We start from the raw sequence: 24748 nt of genomic DNA, 5'->3' as shown, positions 1-24748 counted from the left end.
CGCGGGGGTGTCCGCGGCATGGATGCCGCGGCCAAGCCCCCATGGGTGAGGGCGCTTTGCTTGCGAAGCACTGCTTCGCAAGCGCCCGAACGCACAGCCGCCAGCGGCTGGGCCGGACCGCGGAGCGGGGTTTACGGCGTCCCCCGCGAACCCACCCCGCCCGGCCAAGCGCGGCTTTGGGTTTATGCGATCAACCAACCCCGCCACGAGGGGCTCAGCCGTTGGCCTTCGCCTTCGCCTCGCGCGCGGCCTGCTGCTCGACCAGGGTCAGTGCCACGTTGTCGCGCAGGTAGGCCGGCTCGACCTTCTCCGGTGCAATGGCTTCGCCGCGCGCGAACGCCGGCACCGCCAGTGCGAGCACGTCCGACGCACGCGGCAATGCCGTGGCGTCGAATCCGCGCAAACCTGTACCGAGCTGCGCGACCAGCGCACCCTCGGCTGCGGCGAACCCGGTACCGACACCGTAGGCCGACAGCCCTTCCGGCAGCGCCACCGCTGCCGGCGCGCAGACGCGCTCGGCATCGCGCGCGACCGGCAGGCCGTCCACGCGCTCGAAGCGGGCGACGTAGAGTTCGCCCATCCGCGCATCGATCGCCGACAGGATCTGCGTTTCTTCCGCCGGTGCGCGCAGCGCCAACACCTGCAGCGTCGAGACCGGCAGCAGCGGGCGGTCCAGTGCCAGTGCGATGCCCTGGGCAATGGCAATCGCCAGGCGCACGCCCGTGAACGCACCCGGACCGCGACTGAGGGCGATGCCATCAAGCTGGCGACGGCTGATGCCGGCGTCGGCCAGCAGCGCCTCGGCCCACGGCAGGCTCAACTCGGCGTGCCGGCGCGGGGCGATCTCGAAGCGTTCCAGGACCTGCCCATCGACATGCAGGGCAACGGAACAGGCTTCGGTGGCGGTTTCAAAGGCAAGCAGTTTCATTGGATCAGGTCAGAACAAGGGGAACGTGGCACCGGGAGCAGGCTCCGGGCCCGCCGCAACGGCGGCCGGGGCAGCCGCATCATCGGCCACGGGCAGCCATTGTGGCCTAAAGAAGGCCTGCACATCGGCCAGGCTGCGGGTGCGCCGGAACGGCGGCAGCGACTCAAGAAAGACCCGGCCATAGCCACGGTTGAGCAGGCGCGGATCGCACAGGACCAGCACGCCCCGGTCGCTTTCGCTGCGGATCAGGCGGCCAACGCCCTGCTTCAGGGCGATCACCGCCTGCGGCAGCTGCTCGTCGCGGAACGGGTTGCCCCCCTGGCTGCGGATCGCCTCCAGCCGCGCCTCGTATACCGGGTCATCCGGTGCCGCGAACGGCAGCTTGTCGATCATCACCACGCTCAGCGCTTCGCCGACCACGTCCACGCCCTCGCGGAAACTGGCCGAGCCCAGCAGCACGCCATTGCCCGATTCGCGGAAACGCTGCAGCAGCGCTGCGCGTGGCGCCTCGCCCTGCACGAACAACGGCCACGGCCCGTCGCGCAGTGCCTCGGCGGCCTCGCGCAATGCACGGTGCGAGGCGAACAACAGGAACGCCCTGCCCTGCGAGGCCTGCAACACCGGCCGCAAGGTCTGGATCAGCGCGGTGCCAAACCCGCGCGCCGCCGGATCGGGCAGGCCTTCGGGCAGGTAGCACAACGCCTGCTCGGGCCAGTTGAACGGGCTCGGCTGGACCAGCGTGTGCGGATCGTCCAGGCCCAGGCGCGTGGCGATGTGGTCGAAGCCACCGCCCACGGTCAGCGTGGCCGAGGTGAAGATCCATGCCGCGCGGCTGCGCTCGCGATGCTCGCGCAGCGGGCCGGACACATCCATCGGCGTGCGCTGGCAGCGGAAACCACGCGGGGTGAGCTCATACCAGAGCACATCGGCGGCACGGGGGGTCTCCGCCGGATCGGTATCGAAATCGAGGGTGGGCTCATCATCGCCCAGCCAGCGCTGCAGCCGCGACACCGCCTCGCGTGCCCGGGCATGACAGGCATCCAGACCCGCCGCCGCCTCGCGCAGCGGTTGCAGTGCCTGCTCCAGCGTCACCAGGCCGGCCATCACCGTATCGAATCCATCGCGCACCTGTGGCATCGCCAGCGCACGCCACTGCGTACCCCGTGGCGGCAGCCCCTCCATCGCCGAGCGCAGCGCCAGCAACGCCTGCTGCAACTGGTCGACCGGTTCCTGCAGGGCCGACTGCGCGCCGCCTACGCCGCGCGCCTCGGCCAGGCAGTCGCGGCCGAGTTCCTGCCACGGGCGCATGCCGAAGCCTTCGCCGAAAAACTGCGCGGCCAACTCGGGCAGCTGATGCGCCTCGTCGATGACAAAGGCCTGCGCCCCCGGCAGCAACTCACCGAAGCCGTCCTGTTTCAGTGCCAGGTCGGCCAGCAGCAGGTGGTGGTTGACCACCACCACGTCGGCGGCCTGCGCACGTTGGCGCGCGCGCACCACGAAGCAGTCGTCCCAGAACGGGCAATCGGTACCCAGGCAGTTGTCGACCGTGGAAGTGACCATCGGCAGAAGCGGCGAGTCATCGGCCAGGCCTTCCAGTTCGGCGATGTCACCGAACTCCGAACGGCCGGACCAGGCCAGGATGCGCTGGAACTGCGCAGCCTGCTCCGGGCTGGAAAAACGCGGTTCGCCCCGCGCCTGCTGCAGGCGGTAGCGGCACAGGTAATTCGCGCGCCCCTTCAGCAGCGCGCTGCGCAGGCCAACGCCCAGTGCCTGGCGCACGCGCGGCAGATCGCGGTGGTAGAGCTGGTCCTGCAACGCGCGGGTACCGGTGGAGATGATGGTGCGCAGCCCGGACAGCAGCACCGGCACCAGATAGGCGAAGGTCTTGCCGGTGCCTGTACCGGCCTCGGCCAGCAGCAGGTCGCGCTGCTGCAGCGCTTCGGCGATGGCGTCGGTCAGGTGGAGCTGTGCCGGACGCGGGACAAAGGCATCCAGATGCGAGGCGAGCGCGCCGCCTTCGCTGAGGGCTTCGCGGCTGGCATGGACAAGGTCGGACATCAGAGGGAAAGGATACCCGGCCGGGCGCTGCCCGGCACCCGTTTCAAGCCAGAGCGCAGGCAAAGGCAACAGCAACAGCGTGTTTCATGGCTCTGGGTTGCTGCGTGTTTGGCGGGGCGGGAGGGGCAGGCAGGACACGCCGTAAACCCATCCATGGGGGCTCGATGGCGCCATCCATGGCGCCAACGGTCCTGCCTGCCCCTCCCGCCCCACCCTCGACAGTTTCCCAGTGACGGATGCACGCGCGGCGTCGCGTCGAGCTTGCTCGACTGCCCTTTCAGAAGCGGTGGGTGGAACGGAAACAAGAAGGGGTCGGATCCGTTTTCCTGCGGAAAACGGATCCGACCCCACAACGAGTGCGCGCAGCGCGCGACCCGCTTTTGATTTTCTTTTTCTTTTCCGTGGCTGGACGCACACGGAAACTGTCAGAGGTCGGGCGGGGTGGGTTCGCGGGGGTGTCCGCGGCATGGATGCCGCGGCCAAGCGCGGCTTTTGCTTCTGGCTTCAGCGACCAACCCACAGCCACGAGGGGCTGCGCCGTTGGCTGGAAATTCAGTACCGCTTGATCCCCGGCACCGTGCAGCCCTCAATCTGCGCATGCGCCGACACCGCATTCTCCTTCTCGCCCCGCGCCAGGCGCGACTGCTCGATCGTCGCCCAATGCCGGCGGCACAGCGGCCCGGTCTTCGAGCCCAGATCCACCGCCTTGCGCGCGAACGTCTCCGCCTGCGCCCACTGGCCCTGCAGCAGCGCCAGTTCGGCACGTTCCTGCAGCACTGCCGGGTCACCCGCCACGATCTCCAGCGCGTGGTCCAGGCTGCTGGCCGCGCCGGCCAGGTCGTTCGCCTGGCGTTGTGCCAGTGCGGTTACCCGCAGATCTTCCACCTGCGAATCACGCAGCGGCTGTACCGACAATTCCTTGTCGTCCGGACCCGCTGCAGCATCCACCGCAGCCAGGCGCTGCGCCGGCGTGGTGGTATCGACCGGCTTGACCACCGGTGGTGCGCTGCTCACGCAGGCGGCCAGGGCCAGGCTGAGGCCGGTCAGGGCCAGGGGCTGCAGCAGGGATCGCATGTTCATCGGCATCATCGGCTCGGGGGAGGAGTGGCGGCGGCAGGTGCCGCGGCAGGTTCGGCAGGCGCTTCCGGCTTGCGGTCCAGGCCGAACCAGCTGCGCCAGCCACCGCCCTCGCCGTCGGCCTCGCCCTGCCCCTCCGGCGACGCGGCCGGCGCGCACGGCGCATAGGCAGGCGCATAGCCCACCACGAACGGGAAACGACGCGCGCCGGGGCAGCCTTCATCGGTGCTGTTGAGGCCGGTGGGAGCCACCGACTGCCAGTCCAGGCCCTTGTTGCTGACCCGCAGCGGCGCGCTCGGCAGGCGCTGGAAGATGCCCGACCAGACCCGCATCGCGCCGGTGGCGCCATACAGGCCGGCCTGCGCGTTCTGGTCGTTGCCGATCCAGATCACTGCCAGGTGATCACCGGTGTAGCCGGCATACCAGCTGTCACGGCCATCGTTGGTGGTGCCGGTCTTGCCGGCGGGCTGCAGGCGGCCGAGGCCATCGGCATTGAGCCGCTGCGCGGTACCGCTGGCGACCACCTGCTGCAGGCCGACACTGATCAGGTTGGCGGCAATCGAGTCGCCTTCCTGCGCCGGTGCCGGGGTCTTGTCGTACCGCTTGAGCAGCTTGCCCTGCGGATCGAGCACGCCACGCACCGCGTGCAGCGGCTGGATCTCGCCGCCGGACGCCAGGAACTGATACAGCTGCGCCATCGCGTACGGGCTCTGGTCGGTCGAGCCGAGGATCACCGCCGGGTTGGCGTCAGCCTTGATGCCGGCCAGGACATGGATCAGCTGGGTCACGCGCTCCGGGCCGACCTGCATGCCCACGCGCACCGTGGCCTGGTTGTAGGAATGCGCCAGTGCGTCGATCAGGCGCACCGTGCCGTGGCTGCGGTTGTCCGCGTTGCCGGGACTCCAGTTGCGGCCGCGGCCGAGCTGCACCGTCACCGGCGAATCATCCACCCAGCTGGCCAGCGAGTAACGGTCCGGCTGCGCCAGGGCCAGCAGGTAGACGAACGGCTTGAGCAGCGAACCGACCGGACGCTGCGCCTCGATCGCGCGGTTGAAGCCGACCTCGGACACCTCGCGGCTGCCGATCACCGCCAGCACGTCGCCGTTGTGCACGTCGGTCAGCACCATGCCGGCCTGCAGCTCGGGGCGGCGCTTGCTTTCCAGCGACTTGATGGTGCGGGTCACCGCGCCTTCGGCATAGGCCTGCGCGGACGGCGACATGCCGGTCATCACGCTCAGGCCCGCGCCCTGCAGCGCCGATTCCGGATAGTCATGGCCGAGCTGGCGGCGGACCAGGTCAACGTAGGCCGGGAAGCGGTTGGCTGCCACCAGGCCCGGCGTCTTGGGCACGCCCAGCGGTGCCTTCAGCGCGCGCTGGTACTCGGCATCGTCGATCAGCGTGGCCTCGTGCAGCTTGCCCAGCACGAAGTTGCGGCGATCCAGCGCGCGCTCCGGGTTGCGCCGCGGGTCGTAGCAGGACGGCCCCTTGACCAGGCCGATCAGCAGTGCGATCTGCTCGGTCTCCAGCGACTGCAGGTCACGGCCGAACCAGAACTCGGCGCCGGAGGACATGCCATGGATCGCCTGGCTGCCGCGCTGGCCCAGGTACACCTGGTTGAGATAGGCCTCGAAGATGGTGCGCTTGTCATAACGCGCTTCCATGATCAGTGCGTACAGCACCTCATTGAACTTGCGGGTGACCGTCTGCTCCTTGCCGATGCCGAGCAGGCCGCTGCGGGCCAGCTGCTGGGTCAGCGTCGAAGCGCCCTGGCGGCTCTGGCCACCGGAACGGATCGTCACCCACACCGCGCGCGCGATGCCGGACAGGTCGATGCCGTGGTGGCGGTTGAAGTCCTTGTCCTCCACCGCCTGCAGGCCAGTCACCAGCAGGTCCGGCGCCTCGTCCATGCGGATCAGGCGGCGCTCTTCCTGCTTCTGGCCGTACAGGGTGGCGATGCGCGCCGGATCCAGCCGCGCGGCCTTCAGCGCCTTGCGGTTGTCGGCGTCGCGCAGCGAGGCCACGCCGCCATCGGCCAGCGACAGCTCCACCCGGCGCGGGGCCACCCGGCCGTCAACGTCGTTGAAGCCGCGGCTGGAGATGACGAAGCGCCCGCCGTTCACCGCATAGGTGGCCGGCTCCTTGCCCTGCCCGTCATCGCGGTAGGCAGAGGCGGCCAGCTCGGTCTTCAGCGTAGACGCATCCATCGCCTTGCCGGGGGTGAGCACCAGCGGGCGCGCGTACACGCGCGTCGGGATCTGCCAGCGCAGTTCACCGAAACGCTGGGTCACCTGTTGGTTCAGGTACAGCGTATAGGGAATGAGGAAACCCAATCCCAACGCGACCGCAGCCATGCTCCAGGTGATCAGCCGGCGCCGCCACAGCGGACCGTTGTCCTGCTGGTCGTCGTCGGAATCGTCGATGTCGTCGGAATCGTAGCGTCGGGGCACGGGAATGCGAGAATGTAGGGTCTGGCGAGTCTACCCCAGCCGCTGCGGCTGGCGAATTCTCCCGGGTTCCCCTGCTTAAGCTGGAGTTGCAACCGGATGGCGATGTCCCTGGCCGAGATCCGATACCTGATCAACCGCCTGTCGGGCCTGGCCCGCCGGAGCCTGGCAAGCCTGCGCACCCGTGGCTGGCGTGCCACCTGGCAACGCATCCGCGTGCATGCCCAGCGCGCCGTCCCCGCCCCGCGCACGCCACTGTTCCTGCCGCCAGCGCAGGATTTCGCCCCCTTCACGGTGCCGTTCAGCGAGTCGCCGGAGGTGAGCATCGTCATCCCGGTCTACAACCACGTCGCCCACACCGTGGCCTGCCTGCGCGCCCTGGCGGCGCACCCGCCGGCCGCCGCGTGCGAGATCCTGGTAGTGGATGACGGCAGCAGCGATGCCACCGTGCAGTGGATGCCGCAGGTGGCCGGGCTGCGCTATGAAGTGCGTGCGCACAACGGCGGCTTCATTGAAGCCTGCAATGACGGTGTATCGCGCGCACGCGGCCGCTACGTGGTACTGCTGAACAACGATACGGTGCCGCAGCCGGGCTGGCTCGACGCCCTGCTGGACACCTTCGGCAGCGTGCCCGACGCCGGCCTGGTCGGCAGCCAGCTGCTGTACCCGGATGGCCGCCTGCAGGAGTCGGGCGGGGTGATCTTCGCCGATGGCAGTGGCTGGAGCTACGGCCGCTTCGAGGCCGCCGATGATCCGCGCTTTGCCAGCCTGCGCGACGTCGACTACTGCTCGGGCGCGGCGCTGATGCTGCCACGCGCCCTCTGGCAGCAGCTGGACGGCTTCGACACCCGCTACAAGCCGGCCTACTACGAGGACACCGACCTGGCCTTCCGCGTGCGTGCACACGGCCTGCGCGTGCTGGTGCAGCCGGCCAGCCGGGTGATCCACGACGAAGGCACCAGCAACGGTACCGACACCGGCAGCGGGGTGAAGGCCTACCAGGTACGCAACCAGGCCATCTTCGCCGCCCGCTGGGCCACCGAACTGGGCCGTCATCCGGCGGTCGGCGAAGTGCCGTCTCCGGCGCTGCTGCTGCGCGGCCGGCGCCAGGTGCTGATCCTGGACGAGGAAGTACCGCAACCGGATCGCGATTCCGGGTCACTGCGCCAGGTCAATCTGATCCGCCTGCTGCTGCAGGGCGGCGCCCACGTTGTGTTCGTACCGACCCGGCGCGAGCACGCCGGTGCGGCCACCGAAGCGCTGCAACGGATGGGCGTGGAAGTCTGGTACGCGCCCTTCCTGGACAGCGTAGCCGGCTGGCTGCGCAGCCACGGATCGCGTTTCGACGTGGCAATGCTGGTGCGTCACCACGTCGCCCACGAATGCCTGCCGCTGCTCAAGCGCTATGCACCGCAGGCACGGACCGTGTTCGACACCGTCGACCTGCACTACCTGCGCGAACGCCGCGGTGCCGAAGTGGCCGGCGACGCAACCCTGCTGCGTGCAGCGGAACGTACCCGCAGCAGCGAACTGGCCGTGATGGAGCAGTGCGACATCACCGTGCTGGTCAGTGCGGCCGAACGGGAGCAGCTGCAGTCCGATGCGCCGCAGGTACGGGTGGAGCTGATCTCCAACCTGCATGAGGTCGCCGGTGCCGGCGCCGTATTCGAGCAGCGGCGCGACCTGGTGTTTGTCGGCGGCTTCCGTCATCCGCCGAACCTGGACGGCATGGAATGGTTCATCGGCGAGGTCTTTGCCCGCATCCGCGCCCGGTTGCCGGAAGTGCGCCTGCACTGCATCGGCGCCGCGGCGCCGGAGTCGTTGCTGGCACTGGCCGCACGCCAGCCCGGTGTGCAGATGCACGGGTTCGTCGAAGACATCACGCCCTACATGGACGGCGCGCGCATCGCCATTGCGCCGCTGCGGTTCGGCGCCGGCGTGAAGGGCAAGATCAACCTGAGCATGGCCCATGGCCAGCCGGTGGTCGGTACCACCTGCGCCGTGGAAGGCATGCACCTGCATCCCGGCCAGGACGTGCTGGTGGCCGATGACGCTGTCGGTTTCGCCGATGCGGTGATCCGCCTGTACCAGGATCCACAGCTGTGGCAGCAGTTGTCCGATGCCGGCCTGGCCAACGTCGCCCAGCATTTCTCACTTGATGCCGCCCGCGCGACCGTGCAGCGGGTGTTCTTCGCCTAGTCCGCCCGTCCACCGGCGCGACGCAGGCGGTCTTCGAACGCCGGCAGTTCGGCCAGGTCCGGTTGCAGCAACCGCGCCTGTTCGGCAGCGTGCGCGGCAAAGGCCAGGTCGCCATTGCCGAGCCGTTCGCTGCCGATCGCCAGCCAGCGCTGGGCCAGCCGCAGCCGCGCCGAGGGCAGGCCCGCTGCGGTCGGTGACAGCGTCTGCCAGGCCTGCAGGCAGGCACCCGCCGCCTGTACCCGGTTCTGCCGCAGATTGTCGTCGAAGCAGCGGCGACTGGCGGGCAGCAGGCGTGCTGCGGCAGCCTTCACCCGCGTGTCGCGGGGGGCCAGTGACTGGGCTTCGCGCAGTGCGTCGAACGCGCTGTGCCCCGGTGGGCTGATCCACTGCCCTGCACGTTCGGCACGCTCGATCTTGCGCAGGTGGTCGCGCAGCTGGCGTTCGCGCTGCGCCGTACTGATCGCGGGCTGCTGCAGGGCCTGTTGCGCCTGGCGCGCACGCTGCAGGCGCTGTGCCAGTTGTTGCCGGATTGCCTGCGAAGCGCCCAGCTCCGCCGCCAGGGCTGCATCGCGTTGCGCCGCATCGAACTGGAAGTCGTCGGCGGATGTCTGGCTGCGCACCACCACCGCCTGCAGCGCCTGCTCACGCCCCCGCTGGGCATTGGGATCATCGGCCGCCACCGCAAGCACTGCCAGGAAACCCTGGGCCGCGGCGTCCAGCTGCTGTCGTTGCAGTGCCCGCTGCGCCTGCTGCAGGCGCTGGTCCACCGCGCGCGCCAGGGCTTCCTCGCTGGCCGGCAGATCGGCATGACCGGCATCGAACTGGCGGGCACGACGCAGGATCGCGGCCGCCTCGGCCAGCTCTCCGCGCCCTGCCAGCGTGCGCGCCTGCAGCAGCAGGTCGCTCAGCGCATCTTCGCGACCTTCCAGCGCCGGCAGGTTGTCCGGCTGCAGGGCAAGGATGCGCTGGAACAAGGGCAACGCACTGCTGTCGCCATCATCCAGGCGTCCGGCCGCGAACGCGTTGCGCGCCTGGGCCAACAACGCACCAATACCGGCTCCGGCACTGCGTCGCGCCTGCAGCTGGCGGGCGACCGCATCGGCTTCGCCCTGCGGCACCTGCAGCTCACGGGCCAGTGCCAGTGCCTGCGCGCTGCCGTCCAGGTCACCGGCGTGCAGGCGATCGCGCGCCTGTTGCAGCGCTGCCGCGCCGGTATTGGCCAGGCCCTGGCGCGCCTGCGGGCGATCACCGTCCAGCGCCAGCACCGCCTGGTAGCGCTCGCGCGCACCACTGCCATCGGCATCGCTCAAACGACCGGCGGCCAGCGCACGATCCCCCTCGGCCAGCAGCTGTTCGATCTGCGGCTCATCCCAGAACCAGTCGGCCAGCGGCTTGCGCAGCAGGACCAGCAGCACGAACACGGCCAGCGCCGCAAGCAGCGCCCAGCGCCAGACCCGGCGCGCATGGCGTGCCTGCAGCCACCACCAGCGGCCCTCGCGACGGACGCGGTCCAGCGCAGGATGTTCAGCGCCATGCGGGCGATGCGGGGGCTCGCGTTCCATGCGTGCAGGGTAGCCGGGGCAGCGTGAAGCTCAGCCGAGGCGACGCGCCTCGCTCACGCCCGGCAGCGCATCAAGCTTGCCCAGCAGCGTCGACAACTGCCCGTAGTCGCTGACCTTCAGCCGCAGCCGCAGATGGGCACGGCCACTGTTGCGCACGTTGTCACTGTGGATGTCGAGCACGTAGGCGTCTTCCTGGGCGATCAGGTTGGTGATGTCCTTCAGCAACCAGCGGCGGTCGACCGCGTCTACCACCACGTCCACTTCGTAGCCGCCACCGGCCTGGCCCCACTCCACCGGCAGGATGCGCTGCGGGCTGGCGGCGGCCAGCCGGGCCAGCGCGGCACAGTCTGCACGATGCACAGTGACACCACGGCTACGGGTCAGGTAGCCGACGATCGGCTCGCCGGCCACCGGCTGGCAGCAGCGTGCCAGCTGCACCAGCAGGTTGCCCACGCCCTGCACGGTGAACTTGGACTTGCCCAGGTTCTCGCGGCGCGCGGTCGGCCGCGGCAGGGTCGGCGCGGGCGCGGGCTGGCTGGCGGCACGTTCCGCCTCCAGCAACGTCCGGCTGACCTGGTTCGGGCCGGTATCGCCCAGCGCCACCTGGATGTACAGGTCATCGACGCTGTCGGCATGGAATTTCTTGGCCGCGATGGCCAGGTCCGAGTGCTGCAGGCCCAGCCGCTTCAGCTCGCGCTCGAGCAGCTCGCGACCGGCCTGCACGTTGCGCGCGCGGTCCAGCTTGTGGAACCAGCTGCGCACCTTCTCGCGCGAGCGGTTGCTGGCCAGGAAGCCATTGGCCGGCATCAGCCAGTCGCGGCGCGGGTCGGCCTCCTTGCCGGTCAGGATTTCGACGCGGTCGCCGCTGCGCAGGCGATAGGTCAGCGGCACGATACGGCCGTTGACCTTGGCGCCGCGGCAGCGGTGCCCGACCATGGTGTGCACCTGGTAGGCGAAATCGAGCGGCGTAGCGCCCTGCGGCAGGTCCAGCACCTCGTCCTTCGGGCTCAGCGCATAGACCCGGTCCTCGGTCAGCTCGGCATCGAGCGCCCCGGCCAGTTCATTGCCCTGCCCGTCCTGCGCCTGCTCCAGCAGCTGGCGCATCCAGGTGATCTTGCGATCGAAGGACTTCTCCGCGCCCTTGCCGCCTTCCTTGTACTTCCAGTGCGCGGCCACGCCCAGCTCGGCCTGCGAGTGCATTTCATGGGTACGGATCTGCACTTCGATGGTGCGCCCTTCCGGGCCGACCACGGCGGTATGCAGCGAGCGATAGTCGTTGGCCTTCGGGCGTGCGATGTAATCATCGAACTCGCTTGGTACCGGCGCCCACAGCGCGTGCACCACGCCCAGCGCGGCGTAGCAGGCGGCGACGTCGTCGACCATCACGCGCACCGCACGGATGTCATACAGCTGGTCGAAGGCCAGCCGCTTCTTCTGCATCTTCCGCCAGATGCTGTAGATGTGCTTCGGGCGGCCGCTGACTTCGGCCTTGATGCCCTGGGCGACCAGCTCGCGCGACAGCACCTTCTTGACGTTCTCGACGTAACGCTCGCGGGCGATGCGGGTTTCGTCCACCTCGCGGGCGATGCGGCGGTAGGTTTCCGGTTCCAGGTGGCGGAACGCCAGGTCCTCCAGCTCCCACTTCAGCTGCCAGATGCCCAGGCGGTTGGCCAGGGGCGCGTGGATGTCGCGGGTCAGCTGGGCCAGCGCGCGGCGTTGCTCGTCGTCCAGCTTGTCGGCCGCGCGCATCCTCGCGAGCTGGCGCGCCAGCAGGATCGGCACCACGCGCAGGTCGCGGATGATCGCCAGCAGCAGCCGGCGCAGGCCCTCGCTGTTGCGCCCGGCCTCGCGGCCGGCATGCAGTGCCCACACAGGATCGGCGGCATCCTGGCCGTCGAGCAGGCCGATCACCGCCGCCTTGTGGTTGCCCAGCGGCAGCTGGTCCAGGCTGGCACGCAGGCCCGGCAGGTCAAACAGCAAGGCTGCCACCACCGCGCCTTCGTCGGCCGAGAGCATCGCCAGCGCATCGAGGGTATCGCCCAGCACCGACCAGGTGGCACGCATCTGGTGGTCGCAATCCGGCGCTTCCCAATGCTCGCGCAGGGCCTGGCGCAGCGGAGCAGGCAGCACCGCTGCCGAGGGACGGTTCAACAAGGCATCCAGGCCAGGGACGGAAGCGCGGTTCACAGCATCGAGCAGGCAAGACAGAGGCCCCTACACTAGCGCCGGCGCCGTTCAGGGACAATCACTGCGGCCACCATCACCCGGCATGAAGACATGCCGCTACACTCGCCAACACATCCAGGAGAGACCCGCCATGCCTTCGATTGCCCTGCGCGTCCGTCCACGGCTGCTGGCCTGTGCCGCCGTGTTGCTGTCCCTGTCCGCGCCTGCGCTGGCCCAGCGCGTGGTGGAGGGCGACCTGCAGCAGCAGATGTCGCCCGCCGAGTTCAAGGCCGCCGGCCTGGACAAGCTCAGCGCCGCTGAACTGGCCACGCTCAACCGCTGGCTGCAGGGCAAGGTCGAGGCGGCCACCACCCAGGCCGTCGCCGCAGCGCGCGAAGAAGGCCGCCAGGAAGTGATCAAGAAGAACCGCGGTTTCCTGGACTTCGGCAGCAGCGAACCGATCGAAAGCACCCTGCAGGGCGAATTCCGTGGCTTCGGCCAGGGCCGCCGCTACGTGCTGCAGAACGGCCAGGAGTGGGAGCAGATAGACGCCACGCACTATTCCGGTGGCCGCAAGGAAGCGCCGAACGTCAGCATGCGCCCAGGTGTGATGGGCGCCTGGTACATGAAGGTGGACGGGGTGAACGTGCAACCGAAGGTTCGTCGCACCAAGTAACGCCCGGGCATTCCGGCCGTGCCGGATCGATGCCCGGCGGCCATGGTCGCCCGATGGGGCGACCATGGCGCGCGTTCACGCCTGGCGAAGTGCAGCCACCCGCTGCGCCAGCTTCTTCGCCGAAATGCCGGTGCGTGCCCCCAGCTCCTGCGCGAACAACGACACCCGCAGCTCTTCCAGATCCCAACGCAGCGCCTGCCATTGCGGGCGATCACGCAGGCCCTGCTGCTCGCCCGCTTCCAGCGCCTCCAGGAACGGGTGCAGTTCCAGCATGCGCGCCTGGTCACGCGGCGGATCACGCTTGGCACGCTCGGTGCGCAGGATCATCGCCTTCAGGTAGCGCGGGTACTGCGCCAGCGCGTCGGCCGGCGTGTCGCGCAGGAAGCCGGGGTGGATCAGCCCGGCCAGCTGCGCTTCCATGTCGTCCAGGTTGCCGCGCGCCCAGCCCATCAACGGCGCCTCCAGCATCGGCTTCAGTTCCGCCACCAGCGCCAGGATGGACTCGGCCAGTTTCAGCCGCGACATCGCCTCGCCGAACAGGGCCTTGGCCGCATGCTCGCGGCGTTGCTCGAAGGCTGCCGCATCGCGGATGTCTTCCAGGCCTTCGGCCAGCACCGCGTTCATCGCCGCATCCACCAGGTCTCCACGCAGGCGTTCCTGCGATTCGATCGCGGCATACAGCAGGCCGGTCTTGGCACCCACCGGCAGCTGCTTGCGCGCCTGCTTGACCTTCTCGGCCAGGGCAATCTCCAGCAGCCGGCGCACACCCAGCGGGTGGGCCTCCTGCGCCTGCTGGCGATCGGCGAAGATGCGCAGCGCCACGCTGTCGCCCTCGTCCAGCAGCGCCGGATAGGCCGGAACGCCGGCTTCACCGGGCACCTGCAGCGGAATCGGCGCGGCCGGGAACGTGCGCAGGCCATCGGCCGCCATCTCGCGCCCCGCGCGTGCAGCGAAGGCATCGCCGGCACGGCCGCCGAATTTCGCGCGCAACGCATCGAGATCACGCGAGGTCGCCAGCACCTTGCCGTGCTCGTCGCGCAGGCGCAGGTTCATGTGCAGGTGCGGTTCGATCGAAGCGGGTTCGAAATCGAGCGCCGTCACCGTCGCGCCGGTGGCACGTGACAAAAAGCGCGCCAGTTCGCCAGTGATGGCATCGGCGCTGGGCTGCGGGAATGCCTCGAAGAACGCACGACCGAAGTCCGGCGCCGGCACGTAGTTGCGGCGCATCGCCTTGGGCAGGCTGCGGATGAGTGCCGAGGCCTTGTCGGCGACGAAGCCCGGCGCCAGCCAGCCCAGCTGCACCGGGTCCAGCGCGTTGAGCAGGTGCAGCGGCACGTCCAGGGTCACGCCGTCATCATCGGCACCCGGCTCGAAGCGGTAGTGCAGTGGCAGGCGCGCCTGGCCCAGTGGCAGGTACTTCGGGTAGCGCTCCTGTTCGCTGCCCTCACCCGGCAACAGGTCGACCAGCGACCAGTGCAGGGTCTTGCGCTGTTCCGGCGCCAGCCCCTTCCACCAGGTATCCAGCCCTGCGGCCGAATGGATCTGCGGCGGCACCCGGTCCAGGTACCAGCGCGCCTGCCAGTCCTCGTCGGCCACGATGCCGGCGCGGCGCAGCTTCGCTTCCTCCTCGCGGGCGACCTCCAGCACTTTCTGGTTGTCGGCCACGAAGCTGGCGCGGGTGTTGATCTCGCCGGTCACCAGCGCCTGGCGCACGAAGATGTCGTGCGCCTCGCCCGGTGCGATGCGGCCGTAGTGCACCGGCTTCTTCGGTGCCAGCACCAGGCCGAACAGGCTGATCTGCTCGGAGGCCAGCACCTGGCCCTGCGCGCGCGACCAGTGCGGGTCGAAGTGCTTGCGCAGCAGCAGGTGCGGCAGTTCGGCGATGACCCAGTCCGGCTCGATCGCGGCCAGGGTCATGCCCCAGACCTTCTGCGTGTCCAGCAGGTTGGCCACCAGCAACCACGGCGGCGGGCGCTTGGACAGCGCCGAACCGGGGAACGGCAGGAAACGGCGCTGGCGTGGCGCCTGGAAATCGCCCTTCTCGGTGCGGTGCCCGATCTGCGTCGGCAGGCCCGCCACCAACGCCCGGTGCAGGGTCTGGTAGGCAGCCGCGCGCACGCGTTCGCTGAAGCCGCCGCCCGCCGGTGCCTGCTCCTTCTGTGCACGTACGGCCACCGGCGTCGGCGCCGCTTCGGCCTTGCCTTCGCGGGCCAGGCGTGCAGCGCGGTGCAGCTGGCCACGGGTGGCCTTCACTGCGGCGGCATCATCACGCGCTGCCGCCGGCGCACTGCTGCCGGCCAGCAACGGCGCCATCGACGCCTCGTTGGCCTCTTCCTTCCAGCCCAGTTCCTCGCACAGCAGCCGCAGCTGGCGGTGCAGCTCGCGCCACTCGCGCATGCGCAGGAAGCCGAGGAAATGACGGCCGCACCAGTCGCGCAGCTTGGACTGGGTCAGGTCTTCATGGGCCTGCCGGTAGGCATCCCACAGGCGCAGCACGCCAACGAACTCGGAACGACCATCGGCGAACTGCGCATGCGCGCTGTCGGCGGCACCGCGTGCTTCGGGCGGACGTTCGCGCGGGTCCTGGATGCCCAGGAACGAGGCGATCACCAGCATCGGCCGCAGGCAGCCGGCGGCCTGCGCGGCGACCAGCATGCGCGCCAGCTTCACGTCCACCGGCAGGCGTGCCATCTGCTTGCCGATGGTGGTCATGCGCCGCTCGGCGTCGATCGCACCCAGTTCGGTCAGCTGCTGCCAGCCATCGGCCACCGCACGCTCGTCCGGCGCTTCCAGGAACGGAAACTCCTCGATGCGGCCCAGGCCCAGCTGCAGCATGCGCAGGATCACCCCGGCCAGGCTGGAGCGGCGGATTTCCGGATCGGTGAACTCCGGCCGCGCCTGGAAATCGGCTTCGGCGTACAGGCGGTAACAGATGCCCTCGGCGATACGGCCGCAGCGGCCCTTGCGCTGGTTGGCGCTGGCCTGCGAGATCGGCTCGATGTGCAGGCGGTCCAGCTTGTTGCGCGGACTGTAGCGCTTGACGCGGGCAAAGCCCGGATCGACCACGTAGCGGATGCGCGGCACCGTCAGCGAGGTCTCCGCGACGTTGGTGGCCAGCACGATGCGCCGGTTCGGCCCGGGATTGAACACCCGGTCCTGGTCCTGGTTGGACAGCCGCGCATAGAGCGGCAGCACCTCGGTGTTGCGGTACTTGCGGCGCTCCAGCGACTGGTGCGCATCGCGGATCTCGCGTTCGCCCGGCAGGAAGATCAGCACGTCGCCGCGCGCATCCAGGCGGGTGATCTCGTCGATGGCCGACACGATGGCGTCGTTGACGGTGCGTTCGCCCTGGTCTTCGCCCTCGCCTTCCAGCGCGCGATAGCGCACTTCCACCGGGTAGGTGCGGCCTTCGACGCTGATCACCGGCGCATTGTCGAAATGCTGGGCGAAGCGTTCGGTATCGATGGTGGCCGAGGTGACGATCAGTTTCAGGTCCGGGCGCTTGCGCAGCAGCTGCTTCAGGTAGCCCAGCAGGAAATCGATGTTGAGGCTGCGTTCGTGCGCCTCGTCGACGATGATCGTGTCGTAGTTCGACAGCCAGCGGTCACTGGCGATCTCCGCCAGCAGGATGCCGTCGGTCATGAACTTGATGCGGCTGTCGTCGCTGACCTTGTCGTTGAAGCGCACCTGGTAGCCGACCAGCTGGCCCAGTTCGCTCTGCAGTTCCTGCGCCACGCGGCTTGCCACCGCACGTGCGGCAATCCGTCGCGGCTGGGTGCAGCCGATCATGCCGGCCTGGCCACGGCCTGCGGCCAGGCACAGTTTCGGCAGCTGGGTGGTCTTGCCCGAGCCGGTTTCACCAGCGATCACCACCACCTGATGGTCGCGGATCAGCCCGATGATGGCGTCGGCTTCACGCGCAATCGGCAGCTGCGGGTCCAGAGTAATGGACGGCTGCTGCTGCGCCCGGACCTGCCGGCGCTGCACCGACGCCTGCAAGGCCTGCTCGAAGGTAGCGGCCAATGCCGCATCCTGTGGCTTGGCCTGGCAACGCGAGAGCATCCCCAGCAAACGGCCCCGGTCGCGGCTCATGGCGCCGTCGATGGCGGCGCGCTGTTGGCGCAGGCGGGACGATGGATTTTTATCGATAGAGTTCATCAATCGGTTCGTTCAAAACTTTGATAGCGACCAGTCATCACGACCGGTTTATTGTGAAGGCCAACGATTCCACAAGGAGGAACCCCATGGCGAAGACCAAGAGCACGACCAAGGCCAAGACCGGCAAGCAGAAGCTTGCAGCGGCGGCACCGTCGGCCCCGAACATCGATATCGGGATCACCCAGGGCGACCGCAAGAAGATCGCCGACGGTCTGTCGCGCTTCCAGGCCGATGCGTTCACGCTCTACCTGAAGACGCACAACTTCCACTGGAACGTGACCGGGTCGATGTTCAACTCGCTGCACACCATGTTCGAGACGCAGTACACCGAGCAGTGGGCGGCACTGGACGACGTGGCCGAGCGCATCCGCGCGCTGGGCTTCAATGCCCCGGGCTCCTACCGGGAATTCGCTGCGCTGACCTCGATCGCCGAGGAACCGGGCCTGACCGACAGCGCGGACTGGCGTGAAATGGTACGCCAGTTGGTGGTCGCCAACGAAGCAGTCTGCCGTACGGCACGTGAAGTGCTGGAGGTGGCGGCCAAGGGAGACGACGCCCCGACCGAGGATCTGATGACCCAGCGGCTGCAGACCCACGAGAAGTACGCCTGGATGCTGCGTTCGCTGCTGCAGTAAGAGTTGGGGGGCCCGGCAGGGCTGCGCCCTGCACCCGCAGAGGCCTTAAAGCCAAGGCCAGAGCCAGAGCAAAAGCTGGCCTCCTGTGGGTAGGCGGGATGGGTCCGGTGGCAGGGGACGCCGTAAACCCGTCCTTGGGGGCTTGGCCGCGGCATCCATGCCGCGGACACCCCTGCCACCGGACCCACCCCGCCTTCGGCAGTTTTCCGCGATCTGCCGGCAAAGCCATTGGGGTCAGATCCGTTTTCCGCAGGAAAACGGATCTGACCCCATTTTGTTTGTCGAGTTCTGACAGTTTTCATCCACGCATGGCGTGGATTGATCTGGCCCCCCGTCACCGGAAACCGTCGGGGGTGGGGCGGTGTGGGCTTGCAGGACCGTTGGCGCCATGGATGGCGCCATCGAGCCCCCAAGGACGGGTTTACGGCGTGTCCTGCAAGCCCACACCGCCCCGCCCAATAAGCAGACAGCCCAGAGCCGGCTGTTGCCTTTGACGTTGCACTGGCTTGCAGCAGGTGCAGGGCGCAGCCCTGCCGAACCCCTACCCCTCCCTCCGGGGTAAACTAACCGGATGGCTTCCCGTCCCGCGCACGACCTGCTCCAACGCGTCTTTGGTTACGACGATTTCCGTGGTCCGCAGCAGGACATCGTGGAGCATGTGGCTGCCGGTCACGATGCCCTGGTGCTGATGCCCACCGGCGGCGGCAAATCGCTGTGCTACCAGGTCCCGGCCCTGCTGCGTGACGGTTGCGGCATCGTCATCTCGCCGCTGATCGCGCTGATGCAGGACCAGGTCGAAGCCCTGCGCCAGCTCGGCGTGCGCGCCGAGTACCTGAATTCCACCCTGGATGCCGAGACTGCCGGCCGCGTCGAGCGCGAACTGCTCGCCGGTGAGCTGGACATGCTCTATGTCGCTCCCGAGCGGCTGCTGACCGGTCGCTTCCTGTCGCTGCTGTCGCGCAGCCAGATCGCCCTGTTCGCCATCGACGAAGCACACTGCGTGTCGCAGTGGGGCCACGACTTCCGCCCGGAATACCGCCAGCTGACCGTGCTGCACGAGCGCTGGCCGCAGATCCCGAGGATCGCGCTGACCGCCACCGCCGATCCGCCAACCCAGCGCGAGATCGCCGAGCGCCTGGATCTGCAGGAAGCACGCCACTTCGTCAGCTCCTTCGACCGCCCCAACATCCGCTACACCGTGGTGCAGAAGGACAACGCCCGCAAGCAGCTGACCGACTTCCTGCGCAGCCACCGTGGCGAGGCCGGCATCGTCTACTGCATGTCGCGGCGCAAGGTCGAGGAGACCGCTGAATTCCTCTGCGGCCAGGGCTTCAACGCCCTGCCCTACCACGCCGGCCTGCCGCCGGACGTGCGCGCGAACAACCAGCGCCGCTTCCTGCGCGAGGACGGCATCGTGATGTGCGCCACCATCGCCTTCGGCATGGGCATCGACAAGCCGGACGTGCGCTTTGTCGCGCATACCGACCTGCCCAAGTCGATGGAAGGCTACTACCAGGAAACCGGCCGCGCCGGTCGCGATGGCGAGGCCGCCGAGGCCTGGCTGTGCTACGGCCTGGGCGACGTGGTGCTGCTCAAGCAGATGATCGAGCAGTCCGAGGCCGGCGAAGAGCGCAAGCAGCTGGAGCGGGCCAAGCTCGACCATCTGCTGGGCTACTGCGAATCCATGCAGTGCCGCCGCCAGGTGCTGCTGGCCGGTTTCGGCGAGACCTACCCCCAGCCCTGCGGCAACTGCGACAACTGCCTGACACCGCCGGCCTCGTGGGACGCGACCATTCCGGCACAGAAGGCGCTGAGCTGCGTCTACCGCAGCGGCCAGCGCTTCGGCGTCGGCCACCTGATCGACATCCTGCGTGGCAGCGAGAACGAGAAGGTGAAGCAGCAGGGCCACGACAAGCTCAGCACCTATGCGATCGGTCGCGATCTGGATGCGCGCACCTGGCGCAGCGTGTTCCGCCAACTGGTCGCCGCCAGCCTGCTGGAAGTGGACAGCGAGGGCCACGGCGGCCTGCGCCTGACCGACGCCAGCCGCGACGTACTGACCGGCCGCCGCCAGATCAGCATGCGCCGCGACCCGGCCAGCAGCACCAGCGGGCGCGAGCGCAGTGCGCAGCGTACCGGGCTGTCGGTACTGCCGCAGGATCTGGCGCTGTTCAACGCCCTGCGCGGCCTGCGTGCCGAACTGGCCCGCGAACAGAACGTGCCGGCGTTCGTGATCTTCCACGACAGCACCCTGCGCAACATCGCCGAACAGCGCCCGACCAGCCTGGATGCACTGGCACGGGTCGGCGGCATCGGCGGCACCAAGCTGAGCCGTTACGGCCCGCGCCTGGTCGAGATCGTGCGCGAAGAGGGCTGACGGTATCGCGTTGCCGCGCTGCGCGGCCGCCGGGCATGGTCCCAACGGCGCGCGGGCGCCCCGGTAGAGCCGAGCCCACGCTCGGCTGCCCCTGCGCGAACAGCAGCCGAGCGCGGCCCCGGCTCCACCTTGGTGCAGCTCCAACCTTGAACCGGCCATTCAGCCGGAAGTGCATCCGCGCCCGCTTGCGGCTAGATTAGCGCCATGTCCCTGGCCTCGACCCTGCTTCGTGTCGTGCTCATGCTCAGCCTGTTGCTCAACGGGCTGAACGCGGCCATGGCCAGCGGTCATGAAGAAATGGGGCGGATGGCACACGCCGTCGCGGCCGCCGCAGCTGGCGGTGACGCCGACTGCCACCACCACGCCGGCATGCAGGCCGACCCGGCCCCGCAGGCCAAGGCCTCCGCCCACGACGCCCACTGCCAGATCAAGGACTGCGTGCGCAGCTGTGCCCAGCACCCGTTGCTGGTGGTGCAGCCGTTGCCGTTCATGGCCGGCCCGGCGCTGTCGCTGGCCCCGCAGCCGATGCCGGCCACCGGCCGTCCGGCGCCGCCGCTGCCGCCGATCTCACGCCCTCCCATCGGCTGATTCCACATGCACCGTGCGCCCTGCGCACCGTAGCCGGCCACCTGCCGGCGTCTTTACGTGTCTGGAGTCACCACCATGAATACCCGCATTCCCCCCGGTCCGGGCGCCGTGCCCATGCCGTCGCGCCGCCTGTTCGTGCAGGGCCTGGCCGCCGGCGGCGTGGTTGCCGGCATCGCCGCCGTCGGCGCACCACAGCGCGCGCTCGCCGCCGCCACGGCCACCCCGCGCCTGGCCGGCGCCCCAGCCGTGCTCAGCGACACCCGCATCGAACTGGCCATCGGCGAATCACTGGCCAACTTCACCGGCCGCACCCGCCCGGCGATCACCGTCAATGGATCGCTGCCGGCGCCGATCCTGCGCTGGCGCGAAGGCCAGACCGTGGACCTGTTCGTGCGCAACACGCTGGAACGCCACCCGACCTCGATCCACTGGCACGGCATCCTGCTGCCGGCCAACATGGACGGCGTGCCCGGCCTGAGCTTCAACGGCATCGGCCCCGGCGAGACCTACCACTACCACTTCCAGCTGAAGCAGTCGGGTACCTACTGGTACCACAGCCACTCGATGTTCCAGGAGCAGGCCGGCCTGTACGGCGCGCTGATCATCGATCCGGCCGAACCGGCGCCGTACCGGCACGACCGCGAGCACGTGATCATGCTGTCCGACTGGACCGACATGGATCCGGGTGCGCTGTTCCGGCGCATGAAGAAGCTCGCCGAGCATGACAACTACTACAAGCGCACCCTGCCCGACTTCCTGCGTGACGTGAAGCGCGGGGGCTGGTCAGCCGCGCTGTCCGACCGTGGCATGTGGGGGCGGATGCGGATGACGCCGACCGACATCTCCGACATCAACGCCCACACCTACACCTACCTGATGAACGGCACCGCCCCGGCCGGCAACTGGACCGGGCTGTTCCGCAGCGGCGAGAAGGTGCTGCTGCGTTTCATCAATGGCGCCTCGATGACCTACTTCGATGTGCGCATTCCCGGCCTGAAGATGACCGTGGTCGCCGCCGATGGCCAGTACATCCACCCGGTCAGCATCGATGAATTCCGCATCGCGCCGGCCGAGACCTACGATGTGCTGGTGGAACCGAGCGGCCAGGATGCCTACACGATCTTCTGCCAAGACATGGGCCGCACCGGCTACGCTGCCGGCACGCTGGCGGTGCGCCATGGCCTGCAGGCGCCGATTCCCGAGCGCGACCCACGCCCGTTGCTGACGATGAGCGACATGGGCCACGACATGGGCAGTGGTGGCCACGGCGGCCACGACATGGCCGCGATGAAGGGCATGGAGGGCGGCTGCGGCGCCAGCATGGGCCACGGCGCGCCTGCCGGTGGCGATACCGCCAGCAAGGCGCCGAAGCACCCGGCCAGCGAGCGCAACAACCCGCTGGTGGACATGCAGAGCTCGGCCACCGAACCGAAGCTGGACGACCCCGGCATCGGCCTGCGCGACAACGGCCGCCAGGTGCTGACCTATGGCGCGATGCGCAGCCTGTTCGAGGACCCCGATGGCCGCGAGCCCAGCCGTGAGATCGAACTGCACCTGACCGGGCACATGGAGAAATTCTCCTGGTCGTTCGATGGCATTCCGTTCGCCAGCGCCGAACCGCTGCGGCTGAACTACGGCGAGCGCATGCGCATCGTGCTGGTCAACGACACCATGATGCAGCACCCGATCCACCTGCATGGCGTGTGGAGCGATCTGGAGAACGCGCAAGAGGAATTCCAGGTGCGCAAGCACACCATCGACATGCCGCCCGGCACCCGCCGCAGCTATCGCGTGCGCGCCGATGCGCTCGGCCGCTGGGCCTACCACTGCCATCTGCTGTACCACATGGAAGCGGGCATGATGCGCGAAGTGAGGATCGAAGAATGAGCCGCTCACTGCTTTCCCCCAGCCTGCTGGCCCTGGGCCTGGCCGCCGCATTGCCGGTGTTCGCGCAGTCGCACGCCGGGCATGACATGGCCGCGATGGATCCGCCCGCAAAGACCGCCAACGCGCCGGTCGAACAGGCCGATCATTCGAAGATGGATCATTCGAAGATGGATTCGGGCGCCACAGATCATGCCGGCATGGATCACTCGAAGATGGACCATGGCGCGATGCAACCGGCGGCGATGGACCATTCGCAGATGGACCACGGGGCAATGGGCCATGCCACGCCCGCGCCCACCGAACCGCGCGACCCCATCCCGGTGCCGTCCGATGCCGATCGTGCCGCTGCATTCCCACCGATCGCGCACGGTGCGATGGAGCATGCGCCGGAGATCAACAGCCTGCTGCTGATCGACCGCCTCGAACATTGGGACGGCAAGAACAGCAACGGCCAGGCCTGGGAGGCCACCGGCTGGATCGGTGGCAACATCAACCGCCTGTGGCTGCGCACCGATGGCGAACGCAGCCGCGGCCGCACCGAGTCATCGTCGCTGGAAGCACTGTATGGCCGCAGCGTGTCGCCGTGGTGGGACGTGCTGGTCGGCGTGCGCCAGGATTTCCGGCCGGCCGACTCGCGCACCTGGGCAGCGGTCGGCATCCAGGGACTTGCACCGTACAAGTTCGAGAGCTCGGCCACGCTGTATATGGGTTCCGGCGGCCAGGTGCTGGCCAAGGCCGAGGTCGAGTACGACGTGCTGCTGACCAACCGCCTGATCCTGCAGCCGCTGCTGGAAGCCACCGTCGCTGCCAGGGATGAACCGGAGTACGGCATTGGTCGCGGACTGAACAAGGTCGAAGCCGGGCTGCGCCTGCGCTATGAGTTCAGCCGCCGTTTTGCGCCATACATCGGCATCAGCCACGAGCGCACGTTTGGCGACACCGCCGACTACGCCGGTGACCACGCGCGCGACACACGCTGGGTGGCCGGCGTGCGCATGTGGTTCTGAGCAGCGGCTCGTGCGCAATGGCCAGCCCCGGCAGCCGCCGGGGCCGGCTACACTGCGCCACGTTCCAGTGCAGGCACCGCCATGTCGTTGCAGATCCGCCGCGCCACCCTTGCCGATGTCGACGCCCTGTCGGCGATCGCCATCACCACCTACACCGAAACCTGGGGCGACTCGTACCCCGCGCAGGAGCTGCATGATTTCCTGCAGGCGCACTACAGCAGCGAACCGCAGCGCACTGAACTGTCCGACCCACGCAGTGCCATCTGGCTGCTGATGGACGGCGACGCCGTGGTCGGCTACCTGGCCGCCGGTGCCAACACCCTGCCGCATGCCGATGCACGCGAGGGCGACATCGAACTGAAGCGGTTCTACATCCTCGCCGCACACCAGAACGGCGGCCATGGTGCACGCCTGATGGACGCGTTCATGGCCTGGCTGGACCAGCCACAGCGCCGCACCCTGTGGGTGGGCGTATGGGAAGAAAACTTCGGCGCGCAGCGCTTCTACGCGCGCTATGGCTGCAGCAAGGTCGGCGAGTACGACTTCATCGTCGGTGATACCCACGACCGCGAGTTCATCCTGCGGCGGCCATGATCATGCAGCCCATGTAGCGTCGAGCCATGCTTGGCCAGGGTCTGCAATATCCAGTCGAGCATGGCTCGACGCTACAAACTAGAAATCGAACAGTTCCGACAGGAAGCTGTCCTTCTTCTTTTTCTTGTAGCCCTGGCCCCGGTTGTCCTCGTAGCGCTGGCCGAGGTGGCGGGTATCACGGTGCATCACCGGTGGCGGCGACGCCGGCTGAGCCTGCACGGGCGCTGGCGGCGGTACGGCCGCACCGGCGCCTGCGCGCTCGATGATCTTGTCCAGCTCGCCACGATCCAGCCACACGCCGCGGCAACTTGGGCAGTAATCGATCTCGATGCCGTGGCGTTCGGCCATCTGCAGCGTCTGGGTCTTGCACACGGGGCACAGCATCGGTATTG

The 24748-nt window shown here is 68.7% G+C and carries 16 protein-coding genes; 8 read left to right on the top strand and 8 right to left on the bottom strand.

Annotation, left to right across the window (positions count from 1 at the left end; translation table 11 throughout):
* Positions 1–214 precede the first annotated feature (214 nt).
* The 4 genes from tsaB to mrcB all read right to left on the bottom strand — a co-directional run bounded on the left by tsaB (position 215) and on the right by mrcB (position 6510).
* Positions 215–928: a tRNA (adenosine(37)-N6)-threonylcarbamoyltransferase complex dimerization subunit type 1 TsaB gene (gene tsaB, locus J3A72_RS07945; protein WP_049440310.1), complete on the bottom strand. Its 714-nt coding sequence runs from the start codon at positions 926–928 to the stop codon at positions 215–217.
* A gap of 9 nt (positions 929–937) precedes the next feature.
* Positions 938–2986: an ATP-dependent DNA helicase gene (locus tag J3A72_RS07940; protein ID WP_014648097.1), complete on the bottom strand. Its 2049-nt coding sequence runs from the start codon at positions 2984–2986 to the stop codon at positions 938–940.
* A 552-nt stretch (positions 2987–3538) separates the two neighbouring features.
* A complete protein-coding gene (locus tag J3A72_RS07935; RefSeq protein ID WP_014648099.1) occupies positions 3539–4075 on the bottom strand; it encodes a hypothetical protein in 537 nt (178 codons plus the stop codon).
* A complete protein-coding gene (mrcB, locus tag J3A72_RS07930) occupies positions 4072–6510 on the bottom strand; it encodes a penicillin-binding protein 1B (protein WP_209572002.1) in 2439 nt (812 codons plus the stop codon). The genes J3A72_RS07935 and mrcB overlap by 4 nt, the downstream gene beginning before the upstream one ends.
* 96 nt (positions 6511–6606) lie before the next feature.
* Between mrcB and J3A72_RS07925 the strand changes: the two genes are divergently transcribed.
* Positions 6607–8706: a glycosyltransferase gene (locus J3A72_RS07925; RefSeq protein ID WP_075075735.1), complete on the top strand. Its 2100-nt coding sequence runs from the start codon at positions 6607–6609 to the stop codon at positions 8704–8706.
* Here J3A72_RS07925 and J3A72_RS07920 read toward each other — a convergent pair.
* Positions 8703–10268 carry a hypothetical protein gene (locus tag J3A72_RS07920; protein ID WP_075075734.1) on the bottom strand — a complete coding sequence of 522 codons (1566 nt, stop codon included), beginning with the start codon at positions 10266–10268 and terminating at the stop codon, positions 8703–8705. The genes J3A72_RS07925 and J3A72_RS07920 overlap by 4 nt on opposite strands.
* 30 nt (positions 10269–10298) lie before the next feature.
* Positions 10299–12455 carry a bifunctional (p)ppGpp synthetase/guanosine-3',5'-bis(diphosphate) 3'-pyrophosphohydrolase gene (locus J3A72_RS07915; RefSeq protein ID WP_075075733.1) on the bottom strand — a complete coding sequence of 719 codons (2157 nt, stop codon included), beginning with the start codon at positions 12453–12455 and terminating at the stop codon, positions 10299–10301.
* Positions 12456–12585: 130 nt separating this feature from the next.
* Here J3A72_RS07915 and J3A72_RS07910 point away from each other — a divergent pair, with 130 nt between their 5' ends.
* Positions 12586–13110, top strand: coding sequence for a hypothetical protein (locus tag J3A72_RS07910; protein WP_032958975.1), 525 nt, complete (start codon positions 12586–12588; stop codon positions 13108–13110).
* A 75-nt stretch (positions 13111–13185) separates the two neighbouring features.
* On the opposite strand, the gene hrpA is transcribed toward J3A72_RS07910, so the two are convergent.
* On the bottom strand, positions 13186–17268 hold the full coding sequence (gene hrpA, locus J3A72_RS07905; RefSeq protein ID WP_075075732.1) for an ATP-dependent RNA helicase HrpA: 4083 nt from the start codon (positions 17266–17268) through the stop codon (positions 13186–13188).
* An 86-nt stretch (positions 17269–17354) separates the two neighbouring features.
* Here hrpA and J3A72_RS07900 point away from each other — a divergent pair, with 86 nt between their 5' ends.
* The 6 genes from J3A72_RS07900 to J3A72_RS07875 all read left to right on the top strand — a co-directional run bounded on the left by J3A72_RS07900 (position 17355) and on the right by J3A72_RS07875 (position 24356).
* Entirely contained in the window at positions 17355–17903 is a 549-nt protein-coding gene (locus J3A72_RS07900; protein WP_005410730.1) for a Dps family protein, read from the top strand.
* A 571-nt stretch (positions 17904–18474) separates the two neighbouring features.
* Positions 18475–20280: a DNA helicase RecQ gene (gene recQ, locus J3A72_RS07895; protein ID WP_032958973.1), complete on the top strand. Its 1806-nt coding sequence runs from the start codon at positions 18475–18477 to the stop codon at positions 20278–20280.
* A 204-nt stretch (positions 20281–20484) separates the two neighbouring features.
* Complete coding sequence (locus J3A72_RS07890; RefSeq protein WP_049406146.1) at positions 20485–20868, top strand: CopL family metal-binding regulatory protein; 384 nt, start codon at positions 20485–20487, stop codon at positions 20866–20868.
* 75 nt (positions 20869–20943) lie between these two features.
* Entirely contained in the window at positions 20944–22755 is a 1812-nt protein-coding gene (locus J3A72_RS07885) for a copper resistance system multicopper oxidase (RefSeq protein WP_075075731.1), read from the top strand.
* Positions 22752–23762: a copper resistance protein B gene (locus J3A72_RS07880; protein WP_075075730.1), complete on the top strand. Its 1011-nt coding sequence runs from the start codon at positions 22752–22754 to the stop codon at positions 23760–23762. The genes J3A72_RS07885 and J3A72_RS07880 overlap by 4 nt, the downstream gene beginning before the upstream one ends.
* A gap of 81 nt (positions 23763–23843) precedes the next feature.
* Complete coding sequence (locus J3A72_RS07875) at positions 23844–24356, top strand: GNAT family N-acetyltransferase (protein WP_032958968.1); 513 nt, start codon at positions 23844–23846, stop codon at positions 24354–24356.
* Between the two features lie 78 nt (positions 24357–24434).
* Here the strand turns inward: J3A72_RS07875 and J3A72_RS07870 are convergent, their stop codons facing one another.
* The gene (locus J3A72_RS07870) at positions 24435–24740 is read right to left on the bottom strand and encodes a zf-TFIIB domain-containing protein (protein ID WP_014648111.1); all 306 of its coding nucleotides are present in this window, start codon (positions 24738–24740) and stop codon (positions 24435–24437) included.
* Positions 24741–24748: the final 8 nt, after the last annotated feature.

Origin of the sequence: Stenotrophomonas sp. PvP093, assembly GCF_017876915.1 — a bacterium.
Taxonomy (GTDB): domain Bacteria; phylum Pseudomonadota; class Gammaproteobacteria; order Xanthomonadales; family Xanthomonadaceae; genus Stenotrophomonas; species Stenotrophomonas muris.
This window is presented reverse-complemented; position numbering and strand designations above follow the sequence as displayed.

Excerpts from the sequence above, each read along its gene's own strand:
- tsaB (WP_049440310.1), bottom strand. The coding sequence starts at position 928 with ATGAAACTGCTTGCCTTTGAAACCGCCACCGAAGCCTGTTCCGTTGCC.
- J3A72_RS07940 (WP_014648097.1), bottom strand. The coding sequence starts at position 2,986 with ATGTCCGACCTTGTCCATGCCAGCCGCGAAGCCCTCAGCGAAGGCGGC.
- J3A72_RS07935 (WP_014648099.1), bottom strand. The coding sequence starts at position 4,075 with ATGATGCCGATGAACATGCGATCCCTGCTGCAGCCCCTGGCCCTGACC.
- J3A72_RS07925 (WP_075075735.1), top strand. The coding sequence starts at position 6,607 with ATGGCGATGTCCCTGGCCGAGATCCGATACCTGATCAACCGCCTGTCG.
- J3A72_RS07920 (WP_075075734.1), bottom strand. The coding sequence starts at position 10,268 with ATGGAACGCGAGCCCCCGCATCGCCCGCATGGCGCTGAACATCCTGCG.
- J3A72_RS07910 (WP_032958975.1), top strand. The coding sequence starts at position 12,586 with ATGCCTTCGATTGCCCTGCGCGTCCGTCCACGGCTGCTGGCCTGTGCC.
- hrpA (WP_075075732.1), bottom strand. The coding sequence starts at position 17,268 with ATGAACTCTATCGATAAAAATCCATCGTCCCGCCTGCGCCAACAGCGC.
- J3A72_RS07900 (WP_005410730.1), top strand. The coding sequence starts at position 17,355 with ATGGCGAAGACCAAGAGCACGACCAAGGCCAAGACCGGCAAGCAGAAG.
- recQ (WP_032958973.1), top strand. The coding sequence starts at position 18,475 with ATGGCTTCCCGTCCCGCGCACGACCTGCTCCAACGCGTCTTTGGTTAC.
- J3A72_RS07890 (WP_049406146.1), top strand. The coding sequence starts at position 20,485 with ATGTCCCTGGCCTCGACCCTGCTTCGTGTCGTGCTCATGCTCAGCCTG.
- J3A72_RS07885 (WP_075075731.1), top strand. The coding sequence starts at position 20,944 with ATGAATACCCGCATTCCCCCCGGTCCGGGCGCCGTGCCCATGCCGTCG.
- J3A72_RS07880 (WP_075075730.1), top strand. The coding sequence starts at position 22,752 with ATGAGCCGCTCACTGCTTTCCCCCAGCCTGCTGGCCCTGGGCCTGGCC.
- J3A72_RS07875 (WP_032958968.1), top strand. The coding sequence starts at position 23,844 with ATGTCGTTGCAGATCCGCCGCGCCACCCTTGCCGATGTCGACGCCCTG.
- J3A72_RS07870 (WP_014648111.1), bottom strand. The coding sequence starts at position 24,740 with ATGCTGTGCCCCGTGTGCAAGACCCAGACGCTGCAGATGGCCGAACGC.